At 61.8% G+C, this 13,282-nt stretch carries 13 protein-coding genes; 6 read left to right on the top strand and 7 right to left on the bottom strand.

The genetic code is table 11. The features are described 5' to 3' along the window. Positions 1–28: 28 nt before the first annotated feature. Together OEZ49_RS06905 and OEZ49_RS06900 are read right to left on the bottom strand one after the other, a co-directional pair. Positions 29–832 carry a glutathione S-transferase family protein gene (locus tag OEZ49_RS06905; RefSeq protein WP_263387618.1) on the bottom strand — a complete coding sequence of 268 codons (804 nt, stop codon included), beginning with the start codon at positions 830–832 and terminating at the stop codon, positions 29–31. A gap of 99 nt (positions 833–931) precedes the next feature. Further along, complete coding sequence (locus OEZ49_RS06900; protein ID WP_263387729.1) at positions 932–1,702, bottom strand: DUF4198 domain-containing protein; 771 nt, start codon at positions 1,700–1,702, stop codon at positions 932–934. Between OEZ49_RS06900 and OEZ49_RS06895 the strand changes: the two genes are divergently transcribed. Beyond that, positions 1,701–2,867, top strand: coding sequence for a HupE/UreJ family protein (locus OEZ49_RS06895; RefSeq protein WP_263387617.1), 1,167 nt, complete (start codon positions 1,701–1,703; stop codon positions 2,865–2,867). The genes OEZ49_RS06900 and OEZ49_RS06895 overlap by 2 nt on opposite strands. On the opposite strand, the gene OEZ49_RS06890 is transcribed toward OEZ49_RS06895, so the two are convergent. After that, positions 2,864–3,484: a thiamine phosphate synthase gene (locus tag OEZ49_RS06890; RefSeq protein WP_263387616.1), complete on the bottom strand. Its 621-nt coding sequence runs from the start codon at positions 3,482–3,484 to the stop codon at positions 2,864–2,866. The genes OEZ49_RS06895 and OEZ49_RS06890 overlap by 4 nt on opposite strands. Positions 3,485–3,671: 187 nt before the next feature. Here OEZ49_RS06890 and OEZ49_RS06885 point away from each other — a divergent pair, with 187 nt between their 5' ends. The 4 genes from OEZ49_RS06885 to OEZ49_RS06870 all read left to right on the top strand — a co-directional run bounded on the left by OEZ49_RS06885 (position 3,672) and on the right by OEZ49_RS06870 (position 7,656). Further along, the gene (locus tag OEZ49_RS06885) at positions 3,672–4,418 is read left to right on the top strand and encodes an RNA methyltransferase (RefSeq protein ID WP_263387615.1); all 747 of its coding nucleotides are present in this window, start codon (positions 3,672–3,674) and stop codon (positions 4,416–4,418) included. Positions 4,419–4,487: 69 nt separating this feature from the next. Next, positions 4,488–5,630 carry a heme A synthase gene (gene ctaA / locus OEZ49_RS06880; protein ID WP_263387614.1) on the top strand — a complete coding sequence of 381 codons (1,143 nt, stop codon included), beginning with the start codon at positions 4,488–4,490 and terminating at the stop codon, positions 5,628–5,630. An 8-nt stretch (positions 5,631–5,638) separates the two neighbouring features. Continuing rightward, positions 5,639–7,108, top strand: coding sequence for a carboxypeptidase M32 (locus OEZ49_RS06875; protein WP_263387613.1), 1,470 nt, complete (start codon positions 5,639–5,641; stop codon positions 7,106–7,108). Between the two features lie 83 nt (positions 7,109–7,191). Further along, the gene (locus tag OEZ49_RS06870) at positions 7,192–7,656 is read left to right on the top strand and encodes an MAPEG family protein (protein WP_263387612.1); all 465 of its coding nucleotides are present in this window, start codon (positions 7,192–7,194) and stop codon (positions 7,654–7,656) included. On the opposite strand, the gene OEZ49_RS06865 is transcribed toward OEZ49_RS06870, so the two are convergent. Continuing rightward, positions 7,653–8,003: a DUF6614 family protein gene (locus OEZ49_RS06865; protein ID WP_263387611.1), complete on the bottom strand. Its 351-nt coding sequence runs from the start codon at positions 8,001–8,003 to the stop codon at positions 7,653–7,655. The genes OEZ49_RS06870 and OEZ49_RS06865 overlap by 4 nt on opposite strands. 118 nt (positions 8,004–8,121) lie before the next feature. Continuing rightward, positions 8,122–10,863, bottom strand: a complete 2,742-nt coding sequence (gyrA, locus tag OEZ49_RS06860; protein ID WP_263387610.1) for a DNA gyrase subunit A — start codon at positions 10,861–10,863, stop codon at positions 8,122–8,124. Between the two features lie 191 nt (positions 10,864–11,054). Here gyrA and OEZ49_RS06855 point away from each other — a divergent pair, with 191 nt between their 5' ends. Then, positions 11,055–11,324 carry an usg protein gene (locus OEZ49_RS06855; RefSeq protein ID WP_164126653.1) on the top strand — a complete coding sequence of 90 codons (270 nt, stop codon included), beginning with the start codon at positions 11,055–11,057 and terminating at the stop codon, positions 11,322–11,324. Positions 11,325–11,425: 101 nt separating this feature from the next. Here the strand turns inward: OEZ49_RS06855 and OEZ49_RS06850 are convergent, their stop codons facing one another. Both OEZ49_RS06850 and OEZ49_RS06845 read right to left on the bottom strand, forming a co-directional pair. After that, the gene (locus OEZ49_RS06850) at positions 11,426–12,127 is read right to left on the bottom strand and encodes a glycoside hydrolase family 19 protein (RefSeq protein WP_263387609.1); all 702 of its coding nucleotides are present in this window, start codon (positions 12,125–12,127) and stop codon (positions 11,426–11,428) included. A 114-nt stretch (positions 12,128–12,241) separates the two neighbouring features. Beyond that, positions 12,242–13,195 carry a radical SAM protein gene (locus OEZ49_RS06845; RefSeq protein ID WP_263387608.1) on the bottom strand — a complete coding sequence of 318 codons (954 nt, stop codon included), beginning with the start codon at positions 13,193–13,195 and terminating at the stop codon, positions 12,242–12,244. Between the last annotated feature and the right edge of the window lie 87 nt (positions 13,196–13,282).

The following is a 13,282-nucleotide window of genomic DNA, read 5'->3' as shown; positions in this document are numbered from 1 at the left end:
AGTGCAAGCGGGGTTGTGCAATGAGCGCTTAGTTCGAAACAAGGCCAAGTGCCACGTCCGAGGCGGTTCCATCGTATTTCGCGCGTGGTGGCCAGGGGCGGGTTCGCCAATCCGGCTCGAACACGAAACTGGACACTTTGCGCCCATCGATCAGCGCGCCGTTGCCTGCACCAAGGGAGTAATCGTAGTAGAGTTTCACGATCTCTTCTTCGCTGACCTGATCGGTGGCGGGATGCGCCATGCAGGCCGCGCGCCAATGGCGCACACGATCATAGTCGGGGCCGGTGGGGAGTTCGAAATCCTCGTAATAGTCCAGAAACCAGAACCGTTTGAAGATCGGTGTATAAACCGCCTCGGCCAGACCAAACGCGTCAAATAGCCATGTTCCGTCCGGGTTGTGTTCGACCAGGAAATCGTTGAGGCCGCGATAGAGCGCAAGCAACCGGTCGCGATGCGCGTCGCGTTTGGAGAGGTCCTGGTTCAGGACAAACAGGTAACCGGCTGTGACAAAGGGGTCTTCCTTTGCGATCAGCATGGATTCGGTGGCGTGTTCCCCTGGGTCGCGACGCCGCAACGGTCCGTCGGGCAGAATCTCGTCGAGATATCGCAAGATGACCAGGCTTTCCTTTATGATCTTGCCATCCGGCGTTTCGAGCACCGGCAAGGCGGTTGTTCCACGGGTTTTGGCCAGCAGGTCTGGGTCGCGGGGGCGGGTGATGTCTACCACCCGGAACTCGACCGCGTCACCCTGACCGCGCAGGGCCAGAAGTATTTCGATACGCTGAGAGAATGGACAAACCGGGATGTGGTGGATGACGAATTTGCCGGGCAAGAAAAATCTCCTGTTCGCGATGATCTGTGTTCAATACGTGGTCCGAAACCATGGGCAGGGTGCAAAAAGTGAACGTCGATCACAAGGGCCAAGCCCGTGTCACTGACCCGGCACGGCAAAGGTCAATGCGGCCCAAAGGCTCTGCCAGACCGGCCGCCCGCCTTCGGGCGCGGGCCGCAGAACCACCGCGTCGAACAGATAGGTATGGCCCGGCAGAACCGGAATGAGGGCTTCGCCGAACGCATCCGTACGGTAAAGCGAAACCGTTACCGTCTTGTCCGGCGCCCGGTCGAACACTTCGACCTGCGCGTCAGCCCTGACGTTCCCCTGGTAAAGGAGTCGCACCCGCATTCCCTGTGACAGGTCATCGGAATAGGGGTTGGCAAGCGCCACGAACTCGGTCTCCATCCCGGTTTCCTGGTCTGCCCCCTCTGCGTCACCGACACCAACCAGCGCTTTTGCATGGCGGGTATAGCTTTCAAAGAAATCTTTGGGCGGCAGGCCACGTTCGGCATGGCGCGCCTCGATATCGGGGAAATCCTTGTGCGCGGCAAAGGCGGCGAAATCCTCCCATGCCTTGTATTTCAGCGTGGTTGCGCGGGTTTCATGCAACAGGACCAGCAATCCGTCCCCGGGCTCAGCCACCTGAATGGCGGGAACATCCCCCATCCGACCGTCATATGGAATGATCTGGCCATTCAGCATCAGTTCGGAGCGCGTGGCACGATCGGGGAAGAACACCTGCGGCGCCCCTTCGAACGTCTGCCCAACCAGCAGGTCCGCAACAAGGTCATTTCCGCTTTCCACTTGATATTCATGGGGTTCAATCCAAAACTCATGAGCAGCGCCGGGACAGGCGGTGACAAACATGCCGAATATCAAAGCGAGTGCGCGAAACATGGGCCGGACCTTGGCAAGACTGTTCATTAAGCTGACCCATCTGTTGGTGCTGTCAAGCTTTTGGGTCTGTTCGGCAACAGCGCATGAGGTGACGCCGACGGTTGGGGATTTGCGTCAGGAGAACGGGCAAGTCTTTCTCGAGCTGCGCATGAATGTCGAGGCATTCGTCGCCGAAATCGATCTGGACGATCTGGTTGATACCAACGAGTCGGCTGCATCGGACCGCTACGACCAGTTGCGCAACATGGATGCATCGCGGCTGGAGCCGCTGGTTCGTCAGTTTGTCCTGGGCTGGCTCGACACTGTGAAAATTGAGGCTGGCGCGCCGTTGAAGCTGAGCTACGAAGGTGCCCGCATTCCGGTGGTAAGCAACCCGGACCTGCCGCGCGCCTCGGTGATCCTGCTGGCGGGTGAGTTGCCAGAGCGCGCGGGCAGCCTGACAGTGACCTGGCCCGCTGGCGCCGGCGCGCTGGTCCTGCGGCAACAGGGGGTCGAAAAGCCCTATACCGGCTATCTCAGGGGCGGCGAAACGAGCCCGCCCATTCCGCTCAAGGGCGGTGCGGCGCTGGGTCCGATGGAAACCTTCGTGTCATACATTCCGGTCGGGTTCGATCACATCCTGCCCAAAGGGTTGGATCACATTCTCTTTGTGCTGGGCCTCTATTTTCTGTCGTCGCGCCTGCGTCCGCTGGTCTGGCAGATCAGCGCGTTTACCCTGGCCCATACGGTCACCCTTGCGCTGGGGGCCTCGGGTCTGGTGAGGGTTGACCCGGCGATCGTCGAGCCGCTGATCGCGGCCTCGATCACCTTTGTCGCCCTGGAAAACGTGTTCGTACGCAAACTGCACCCCTGGCGGCCGATCATCGTGTTCTGTTTCGGCTTGCTGCACGGACTTGGCTTTGCGAGCGTTCTTGGCGAGTTCGGGTTGCCAGCGGGGCAATTCCTTCCGGCGTTGTTGGGCTTCAACATCGGCGTGGAACTGGGTCAGCTTACCGTGATTGCCCTGGCTTTTCTGGCGGTGGGCGTTTGGTTCCGGAAAAAGCCGTGGTATCGGGGCCGGATCGCTATTCCGGCCTCGATCGTGATCGCGCTTGTGGGCGGATATTGGTTTGTGGAACGCGCTTTTCTGGCCTAGCGCAGCGCCGAGGTGAGCGCAGCAAGGGCTGAAACCGGATCTTCAGCCGACCAGATTTCTTCTCCGATGCCAAAGAAATCGGTCCGGGGGGCCAGGGCCGCGACCAGTTCCGCCGTCAGCCCGCCTTCGGCGACCACGGGAACCTCGATCATCTCGGACCACCACTGGAACAGGTCCTGATCGGCGATCTTGCCGTCTCCCAGCGCATGTGTGCCGACGGGGCCGAAGGCGACGTAATCCGCGCCCGCCTCGCCAGCGGAAATGCCGTCGTGACGCGAGGTTCCGCAAAAGCTGCCGACGATGGCATCGGGGCCAAGTTCCTTGCGGGCGGCGCGGACCGAACGGGCCGCGTCCGACAGATGCACGCCATCAAGGCCAAAGCGCTGCGCCATCAGAACATGATCCGAGATCACCAGCGCCACGTCGCGCGCATGGGCCACTTCGCGGCAGGCATCCGCCGCCCGGCCGATCATGTCCTCGTCGCGGGTGGCGAGCGCAAGGCGGATACAGGCGATTTCGGCGCTGTCGAGGACGCGCGCGAGTTGGTCGGGAAAACTCTCGAGATCGAGGCTCGGCGGTGTGATCAGGTAAAGCTGCGGCTGCTCGGGGGTGTCCATGGCGGTGCCTCTGGTCTGGGTTTCGGCCGGTTTAGCCGATCGGACGAGGAATGGGAATATCGGGAAAGGGAACGCTGCGCCGTTGCGGTAGGCCTGAGTATTTTTGGCGAAATGAAGAGGCGGGGCCTGCGGTCTTGCCCAGGCCGGCCTCGGGCGATAGAGCGGGGCGGAGTTTTGGAGGAAAGACATGCCAAGCGACAAGGCCCAACCCGAAATCGTGCTGGTACGGCCCCAGATGGGTGAGAATATCGGCGCGGCGGCGCGGGCGATGTGGAATTTCGGGCTGGACCGGATGCGGATCGTCGATCCGCGCGACGGCTGGCCCAACAGCCGGGCAGTGGCGATGTCGTCGGGGGCCGGACGGCTGTTGGACGAGGCGCAGCTGTACAGCGATTTGCCGGGGGCGCTGGCAGATAGAACTTACGTCTTTGCCACCACCGCGCGGACGCGCGAAATGACCAAGCCGGTGTTCAGCCCCGAGCGCGCGATGCAGCTTGCCGCCGAGAAGGTGGCCGCAGGGGAAAAGGTGGCCGTGCTGTTCGGGCCGGAGCGCGCGGGCTTGGAAAACGAGGATATCGCGCGCGCCAATGCGATCATCACGGTGCCGGTGAATCCTGAATATGCCTCTCTCAACCTTGGGCAATGTGTGCTGCTTGTGGCCTATGAGTGGATGCGACAGACCGGCGATGTCATGCATGTGTCTGACGACCCCGGGCCCAAGGGCGATTGGGCGACAGGGTTGGAGATCGAGAAACTTGCCGAACACTACGAGGAACGGCTGACCGAGGCCGGGTTCTTCTTTCCGGAAACCAAGGCCGAAGGCATGAAGCAGAACCTGCGTAACCTCTGGAGCCGGATGCGCATGACGCGCGCCGATGTCCAGATGCTGCATGGGATCATGCGGCAGATGGTCCGTTGGAAGGATCGCGGCTGAGCGGGGCGCTGGACCTTGTCGCGCGCGCACCCTAGCTTGCAGGCGGCAAGACGAGAAAATGAGGATGGCATGAGCGGCAAGCGCAGCATCTTTGAAGAGGTATCCGGCGACACCCGCAAGACGGCGGCGCAGCCCGGCATGATCGACCGGGGCCGGGGCGGCGCGCGCGGCGCCATCCGCGCCTGGCTGATGGTTCTCTTCGCGCTGGTGGTGGCGATGATCGTGGTGGGCGGGTTGACCCGGCTGACCGACAGCGGTCTGTCGATCACCGAATGGCGGCCTGTCACCGGGGCGCTGCCCCCGATGTCCGAGTCCGAATGGCAGGCGGAATTCGACAAGTACAAGCAGATCGATCAATGGCGCCTGCAAAACCAGTGGATGGAGCTGGGCGACTTCAAGTCGATTTATTGGTGGGAATGGGGGCATCGCCAGCTGGGCCGCGTGATCGGGCTGGTCTGGGCACTGGGATATGCGGGCTTCCTGATCGCCCGGAAAATACCGGCCGGATGGCACGGGCGCCTTTTGCTGCCGGGGGCTCTGGGCGGGATCCAGGGCGCGATTGGCTGGTGGATGGTCAGTTCCGGGGTCACACAGGGAGAGGAGATGACGTCCGTCGCCTCCTACAGGTTAGCAACACATCTGGGGCTGGCCTTTGTGATCCTGGGGCTTCTGGCCTGGTACATGATGGCCCTGGGGCGCAGCGAGCGGGATCTGATGCAGGCCCGCCGCGCCAAGGAAACAAGGCTGTTTGGCCTGGCGACTGGCTGGATGCATTTTGCGTTTCTGCAAATCCTGATCGGCGCGCTGGTGGCGGGCATCGACGCGGGTCGGAACTTTGTCGACTGGCCGCTGATGGCGGGGCAATTCTTTCCGCCGGACGCCACCGAGCTGACGCCACTTTGGCGCAACTTCTTCGAAAGCCCGGGTTTGGTGCAGTTCATTCACCGGATGGCGGGCTATCTGTTGCTGGCTTATGGCATCATGGCCTGGCTCCGGGGGCGCCGCAGCGCGCATGCGCAAACGCGGTTTGCCTTTAACGCGGCATTTGCGGCGCTGTTGTTGCAAGTGGTGCTGGGGATCGTGACAGTTCTGAATGCCGCGCCGCTTCATATCGCCATCGTGCACCAGCTAATGGCGGTTGCGGTATTTGTCCTGATCCTGCGGGCGCGGTTCCTCTGTGCCTATCCGATTGCCACCTCTGTCAGGGGATGACCAGAGCCATGACCGCATTTGACGATCTGATGACCTTTCAGCGCGAAACCTCGGCCCTGGGACAGGTGGCCGGGCGGCTGGGCTGGGATCAGGAAACCATGATGCCGAAAGGCGCGGCACTGCAACGGGGCGAGGAAAAGGCGGCCATGGCCGCGATCCTTCATGCCCGCCGCTGCGATCCGCGGGTGGCGGAATGGCTGGCGGCTGCCGAGGCCCCTGATCCCATCGGCGCGGCTCAGCTGCGCGAGATCCGGCGCGCCTATGACCGGGCGACCAAGGTGCCTGCCGATCTGGCCCGGGCGCTTGCCCGGACCACCACGCGCGCGCATGGCATCTGGGCGCAGGCCCGTGCAGATGAGGACGTGGCGGCCTTTCTGCCCGTGCTTGAGGAGGTGGTTGCGCTGCGTCGGCAAGAGGCCCAGGCGCTGGCCGACGACGGCGACCCCTATGACGCGCTGGTCGAGGATTACGAGCGCGCAACCACCGGGGCGCAAATTGCGGCGATTTTCGATGCGATGCGGCCGCGATTGGTGGACTTGCGCGCGGCGGTTCTGGACCGTCCGGCCCCAAAGGCGCTGGAGGGCAGTTTCGACGAGTCCGGGCAAATGAAGCTGAGCCGCCAACTTGCCCGGGCCTTTGGCTATGACATGCAGCACGGGCGCGTGGACAAGGCGGTGCATCCATTCAGTTCCGGTTCAGGAATGGACGTGCGCATCACAACGCGCACCAATCCGCTTGACCCGTTCAACTGCCTCTATTCCACCATTCACGAGGTCGGTCATGCCGCCTATGAGCAGAATATCAGCAGGGATTTCCTGCTGACCCCGCTGGGGCGGGGCGTCTCAATGGGGGTGCACGAAAGCCAGAGCCGGATCTACGAGAACCAGTTGGGTCGCAGCCGTGCCTTTACCGGCTGGATGTATGGCCAGATGCGCGAGGCCTTCGGCGATTTCGGCATCGAGGGGCCGGATGCCTTTTTTGCCACCGTAAACACCGTGCATCGGGGATACATCCGGACCGAGGCGGACGAGGTGCAATACAACCTGCATGTCATGCTGCGGTTCGAACTGGAGCGCGCGCTGATGTCGGGCGATCTGGCTGTGTGCGATCTGGAAGCCGCCTGGAATGACCGGTTCGAGGCCGATTTCGGCTATCCGATCGACAAGCCATCGAACGGGTGCCTTCAGGATGTGCACTGGTCCGAGGGGCTGTTCGGGTATTTCCCGACCTACAGCCTGGGCAATGTCTATGCCGGCTGCCTTTACCAGGCGCTGCGGCAAGCGGTGCCGGATTTGGAGGATCAACTGGCCCTGGGCGATACCTCGGGTGCCACCGGCTGGCTGGCGGAAAACGTCCAGCGCCATGGCGGTTTGTATGAGCCGCGCGAAGTCATCGCACGGGCCAGTGGAATGGAACCCGGTCCCGAGCCGCTGCTCGACTATCTCGAAGCGAAGTTCGGCGCGCTCTACGGGCTTTGACCCAACAAATCATCGGGCGGCCGCCGGGACGACGGTGGCCGTGTCATTTCGTGCTATGCTGTTCCGATCGGAGGGACACGCCCATGGACGGAATCAACCTGAGCAACCCGGTCTTTGTGACCTATGCCATCGCCTCGTCACTTTTGGTGCTCAAGCTCATGGGGCAGGGCTGGATGACCGTCTATCGCATGATGCGTGTGGATGGCGGATTTGTCAGCCCCGAGGACCTGCGCAAGACACCGCTGAACCCTAACCCGCGTCCGCAACAACTCGATACCGATGATTATGTCGACCGATCCCGGCGGATGCATCGGAACGATCTGGAAAACATTCCAGGGTTCTGGATGGCGGGTTTTCTCATGGTCATCGTTTCGCCGCCGCTCTGGCTGGCCCAATGCCTGATGTACGGTTTCGTTGCCGCAAGGGTTGCCCATGCACTGGCCTATGCCACAAAGCAGACCCACGATGTCCGGGCGACGTTCTACACGATCGGATCCCTGATCGTGATCTTCATGGCACTTTATGTTCTTTGGGCGGTGCTTTTCTAAAGCAGCGCCATGCGCTCGGCTCGCTCGGGATCGGGGAAGGGGCGGTAGAGGCCGAATTCAGATCGTGCGATCAAGGCGCTGACCGCGCCGTAAAGCCGCTCGACCTCTTCGTCATGCTCGCCCAGCACCCGAAAGGCGCGGTCCAGCTGAGTCATGTCGTCAAACTCGATCTCCAGCAGAAAATCGCGGCAGCTGTCGGCGGCCAGGTTCAGCTTGCGCCGCATCAGACGCCAGGAACGGATCACTCCGCGCGTCCGCAGATATCCCATCCAGTGATCGACGGCGGCGGCAAAGGCAAGTGCCTTTGCCTCGTGTTTCAGATCTATCGCGCAGTGATAAAGGTTCATGGCCGGACCGTCCCCTGTGACCGTTCGGGCCAGATTGCCGCAACAGCAATTGCCAACAGGTTAAGGGCAAAAGAAAAGGCGCGGTGTCCCGCGCCTTTTTCCGACTGTTCCGGCCTTGTCACTCGTCGCCGTCTTCGTCCTCGTCATTTTGTTCCGCAATCCGGGCGACGCTGACCACCTGTTCGCCCTGAGCGGTGTTGAACACCCGCACGCCGCCTGCGCTGCGCGAGCGGAACGAGATCCCGTCAACCGGAACCCGGATCGACTGGCCGCCCGAGGTGGCCAGCATGATCTGGTCGTCCATCAGGACCGGGAACGAGGCCGCCAGCGTGCCACCGCGCGGACCTGCCGAGATCGCCTTGACCCCCTGGCCACCGCGCCCACGCACCGGATAGTCATGCGAGGAAGACAGCTTGCCCAGACCGCTGACCGTGATGGTCAGGATCAGGTCCTGCGCGTCCAGCATCTCCTGATAGCGCTCGTCGGTCAGCACGCCTTCGCCTTCGACCGCATCCTCGTCGGACTCCGTTGTGTCGTCGTCCATTTCGGCGCCCAGTATGGTGCGGAACCGCTTGATGAACTCGGCGCGCTCCCAGGGTTCGGCGTCGAAATGACGGATAACAGACATCGACACCACCTTGTCGCCGCTCAGCAGGCGCACACCGCGCACCCCGGTGGAATCGCGGCCCTTGAACACCCGCACCTCGGTGGTCGGAAAGCGGATGGCGCGGCCGGCATCGGTTACCAGCATGACATCGTCATCTTCGGAACAGATGCGCGCGTTCACCAGTTCCACGCCCTCGGGCAGCTTCATGGCGATCTTGCCGTTCCGTTTCACATTTGTGAAGTCGCTCAAAGCGTTACGACGCACATCTCCAGCACTTGTGGCGAAGAAGATTTGCAGGTCGTCCCAATGTTCCTCGTCTACATCCACCGGCATGATCGCGGCAATCGAAACCCCGGTCGGGATCGGCAGGATGTTGACGATGGCCTTGCCCTTGCCGGTACGCCCCGACTGCGGCAGGCGCCAGGTCTTGAGCTTGTAGACCATGCCGTCGGTGGTAAAGAACAGAAGCTGGGTATGCGTGTTGGCCACAAAGAGGGTGGTGACCACGTCCTCTTCCTTGGTCTGCATGCCGCTCAGCCCCTTGCCGCCGCGTTTCTGGGCGCGGAAATCGGCCAGCGGGGTGCGCTTGATGTAGCCGCCCGAAGTCACGGTCACCACCATGTCCTCGCGCTCGATCAGGTCCTCGTCGTCCAGATCACCGGCCCAGTCGACGATCTCGGTGCGGCGGGGCACGGCAAAAGCGTCTTTCACTTCGCGCAGCTCATCGGCGATGATGCCCATGATACGCTCGCGGGACCCCAGAATCTCAAGGTATTCCTTGATCTTGCCGGCCAGAACTTCCAGCTCGTCGGTGACTTCCTTGACGCCCAGCTGGGTCAGGCGCTGCAAGCGCAGGTCAAGGATGGCGCGGGCCTGTACCTCGGTCAGGTTATAGGTGCCGTCCTCGTTCATCCGCGACAACGGATCGTCGATCAGCCGCAGGTAACCGGCGATCTCGGCGGCGGGCCAACGGCGGGTCATCAGTTTCTCGCGCGCGTCCGCAGCATCGGCCGAGGCGCGGATGGTTGCGACCACTTCGTCCACGTTGGAAACGGCTACCGCCAGGCCGCACAGGACATGGCTGCGCTCGCGCGCCTTGCGCAGGTCATAGGCGGTGCGACGCGCAACAACTTCTTCGCGGAAGTCTATGAAACTCGTGAGAAAACGCCTCAGCGTCAGCTGCTCGGGACGACCGCCGTTCAGCGCCAGCATGTTGCAGCCGAACGAGGTCTGCATCGGCGAAAAGCGATAAAGCTGGTTCAGCACCACCTCGGGAGTCGCGTCGCGTTTCAGTTCGACCACCACGCGCACGCCGTTGCGGTCGCTTTCATCCTGCACATGGGCGACGCCTTCGATGCGTTTCTCGCGCACCGCCTCGGCGATCTTTTCGATCATTGTGGCCTTGTTCACCTGATAGGGGATCTCGTCGACGATGATGGCGTAGCGGTCCTTGCGCAGTTCCTCGACGCGCGTCTTGGCGCGGATGATGACGCTGCCGCGCCCTTCCAGATAAGCCTTGCGTGCACCTGAGCGGCCCAGCATGACACCGCCGGTGGGGAAATCGGGGCCGGGCACATAGTCAATCAGCTGTTCGCTGGTCAGGTCCGGATCGTCGATTAGCGCCAGCGTGGCATTGATCACTTCGCCCAGGTTATGGGGTGGGATATTGGTCGCCATGCCAACGGCGATGCCGCCCGCGCCATTGACCAGCATGTTCGGAAACCGCGCCGGAAGAACCGTGGGCTCACGATCCTTGCCGTCGTAATTGTCTTGAAAATCAACGGTTTCTTTCTCGATATCCGCCAGCATGAAGGCGGCCGGCTTGTCCATCCGAACCTCGGTGTAGCGCATGGCGGCGGGGTTGTCGCCGTCCATCGAGCCGAAGTTGCCCTGGCCGTCGAGGAGCGGAAGGGACATCGAGAAATCCTGGGCCATTCGGACGAGGGCGTCGTAGATCGCGCTGTCGCCGTGGGGGTGGTACTTACCCATGACGTCGCCGACGGGACGGGCCGATTTGCGATAGGATTTGTCGTGGGTGTTGCCGGTTTCATGCATCGCATAGAGGATGCGCCGGTGCACCGGTTTCAACCCGTCGCGCAGATCGGGAATGGCACGGCTGACGATGACCGACATCGCATAATCGAGATACGATGTGCGCATCTCGGATTCGATGGAGACGGTCGGCCCCACATAGGCGCTGCGCGCTCGCGGTTTTTCGTCTTCGTTTTCAGGGGTTTCTGGCGTATCGCTCACGTAAACTGCCCGTTTCTTGTGCAGGTTCTATATATTGTGGGCGCATCTTAACAGACCCCGTACATAAGGTGCAATGCATGGAGCGAAATTAGGCTGGCAGCCACGGTATCAAAGTGCCAACATACTGTTTTTATGGATTTTTTATTAGAATCAGGCATCCTGAATGAACCGAGGGCAACTGGAGGTTCAAAATGGGCGCAACAGAAACCGAGCTGATGCTGAAGGGATATGGGCTGACGACGGCGGAATTCTTTTATCACATGCCGGACCATATCCATGTGCTGAATACCTTTGTCTGGCAGGATTACGACCTTGCACCAGATCATCCGAAACTGTTCGGTTTCATCGAATTCTGGCAGCGCGAGATCGACGGGCCGCTGCATTCGGTGCGGTTTACCCATCGAAAGATGATCTCTCCGGGGGAATGGCGCAACGTGGTGGGAGAGTTCCGGTTACACTGAATTGACCGTTTTGTACCGGGTCTAGAGTGGCAATTGACCGTTTTGTACACCGACAATCGACCCGGACGGGCCGTATCCGGGTGCCATTGCGGCGGGTGCGCTCAATGCGGGTCGCGTTCGATCAGCTCGTATTGCGCGGCCAGATGTTCGGGCGATGGACGCAGCGGGGGCAAGTCGCCGTCGAGCGTCGGGCTTTCGGTCGGGATCGTCTCGGCCTCGAACGCTCGCTCCAGCTCGTCGAGAAAGCGGGTGGCGTAGTCGGCGATCTCGTGGGCGCGGTCCAGCACGTTGACGGTGCGCCGCGCCTCGACAAAACCCTGGTGGGTCGCGTTGACGTAATGCGGCAGGCCGTGGCCGTGGCCATTGAAGTCGCCCGCCATCATGCCGCCGACCAGAACCCGGATCGCGACCTCGGCCCTGAGCGCGAGGTCGGGCTCTGCCACCAGAGGCACGCCGAGTTTCGCCTCTTGCCGTTCATAGTTGCGGTGCCATGTCAGCTGCACATAGCCGCGCCCGTAATAGGCATGGCCATGCGGCGGTACCGACTGGGCATAGGGTTTATGCGCCAGACGCGCGCGGGCCTGGGAATCGGAGTTGGCGAAGGTCTCGCGCACCGGGGCCATTTTCAGCCCCACCTCGGCGCGGACCGTGGCCAGGATATAGGCCAGTTGGCCCAACGGATTGCCGGCATGGACCTGATCCCAAAAGGCGAGAATGGCGTTGATGTTGTCCACCGCGCTTTGCGACAGGCTGCCGCCGAAGATCGAGCGGCGGATATTGGAGTAAAAGACTGCGTGGTCCATGAAAATCATCCCTGAAAACAGATGGATGACCGCGCAATACTGCAGTCGCAGGCCGGAAATGCGCGGCATGCGTGCGCAGTTTGCCACATTTTCGCGCAAAAATCGCGCGCCTGATCAGGCCGAGCAGCTTGCCCCGCCCAGCACGCAGAACTTGGCGCAATGGGGGTGATTGAGATGCACGTCCGCCTCGGCCTGTTCCAGCGTTTCGCCCATCTCGAACTCGGGCGCATAGGGCAAGAGGGTGCAGGCCAGGACAACAGGGCGCGCGGCGCCCTTGCGCTTGACCACCATGCGCGAGCTGGCGCACATCACCTGATCGGGATGCTTGCCCAGAATGTCCCAGCAGGCTGTGGTGATTTCGGGGACCTCGACGGTTTCATCCATTTCCGGGAAAAGAACGGTCTGACCAGGGTCTTGCGCGTCAATATTGAAGCTGTTTTCACGATAGAGCGCAGCATATCCGGCGCGCGCCTCGGCCTCGCTCTCGCTCCAGACGGTGCGCCCGGCGACCGTCATCCGGACCCCGGCATCGCGCAGGAAACGCATGCCTTGCAAGGTGCGTTCGAAACTGGTCGCGCCGCGTTCGGCATCGTGCAGGGCGGCGGTGTGATGGTCGACCGAGACCCGCAGGGTGAGTCGGTCGCCGTATTCGGCGGCAAGCGCGCGCACGCCTTCGCGCATCTTTTTGCGCATCATCGGGCGCATCGCATTGGTGAGGATCAGCACCTCGTAGCCGCGCTCCAAAGCGGCGCGGGCCATGTCGAGGATCTGGGAGTTCATGAAAGGCTCGCCGCCGGTGAAGCCGATCTCGCGCACCGGCCAGCCACGGTCGGTGATCTGGTCGAGATAGCCGCGTACCTCGTCGGCGGTGATATAGACCAGCGCGTCGTTCGTCGGGCTGGACAGGATATAGCAGTTGGCGCATTCGATATTGCACAGCGTTCCGGTATTGAACCACAGCGTTTCCGGGTGCGACAGGGCCACGCTGGCGCGGTTCTCGCCCTTGGCTGTCACGAATCTGTCCTGAAACTTGCCTATGTTGGCGGTCTGGTACGCCTGATCTTTCATCTTGCCTGCCTGCTTGCGGTGCCGCTTTTCATCTAGCCCAAGCCGCAGGAAAAGATAAAGTCGGTACAATGACTTTGACGGGTTTGT

The sequence above is a fragment of the Ruegeria marisflavi genome, from assembly GCF_025673445.1.
GTDB lineage: Bacteria > Pseudomonadota > Alphaproteobacteria > Rhodobacterales > Rhodobacteraceae > Ruegeria_B > Ruegeria_B marisflavi.
Note: the sequence above shows the minus strand (reverse complement) of the source record. Positions and strands in the feature narration are given on the sequence as shown.

Bases quoted from the DNA above. Each gene is read 5' to 3' on its own strand.
- OEZ49_RS06895 (WP_263387617.1), top strand. From the start codon at position 1,701: ATGCCGAATATCAAAGCGAGTGCGCGAAACATGGGCCGGACCTTGGCA.
- OEZ49_RS06900 (WP_263387729.1), bottom strand. From the start codon at position 1,702: ATGTTTGTCACCGCCTGTCCCGGCGCTGCTCATGAGTTTTGGATTGAA.
- OEZ49_RS06890 (WP_263387616.1), bottom strand. From the start codon at position 3,484: ATGGACACCCCCGAGCAGCCGCAGCTTTACCTGATCACACCGCCGAGC.
- OEZ49_RS06885 (WP_263387615.1), top strand. From the start codon at position 3,672: ATGCCAAGCGACAAGGCCCAACCCGAAATCGTGCTGGTACGGCCCCAG.
- ctaA (WP_263387614.1), top strand. From the start codon at position 4,488: ATGAGCGGCAAGCGCAGCATCTTTGAAGAGGTATCCGGCGACACCCGC.
- OEZ49_RS06875 (WP_263387613.1), top strand. From the start codon at position 5,639: ATGACCGCATTTGACGATCTGATGACCTTTCAGCGCGAAACCTCGGCC.
- OEZ49_RS06870 (WP_263387612.1), top strand. From the start codon at position 7,192: ATGGACGGAATCAACCTGAGCAACCCGGTCTTTGTGACCTATGCCATC.
- OEZ49_RS06865 (WP_263387611.1), bottom strand. From the start codon at position 8,003: ATGAACCTTTATCACTGCGCGATAGATCTGAAACACGAGGCAAAGGCA.
- OEZ49_RS06855 (WP_164126653.1), top strand. From the start codon at position 11,055: ATGGGCGCAACAGAAACCGAGCTGATGCTGAAGGGATATGGGCTGACG.
- OEZ49_RS06850 (WP_263387609.1), bottom strand. From the start codon at position 12,127: ATGGACCACGCAGTCTTTTACTCCAATATCCGCCGCTCGATCTTCGGC.
- OEZ49_RS06845 (WP_263387608.1), bottom strand. From the start codon at position 13,195: ATGAAAGATCAGGCGTACCAGACCGCCAACATAGGCAAGTTTCAGGAC.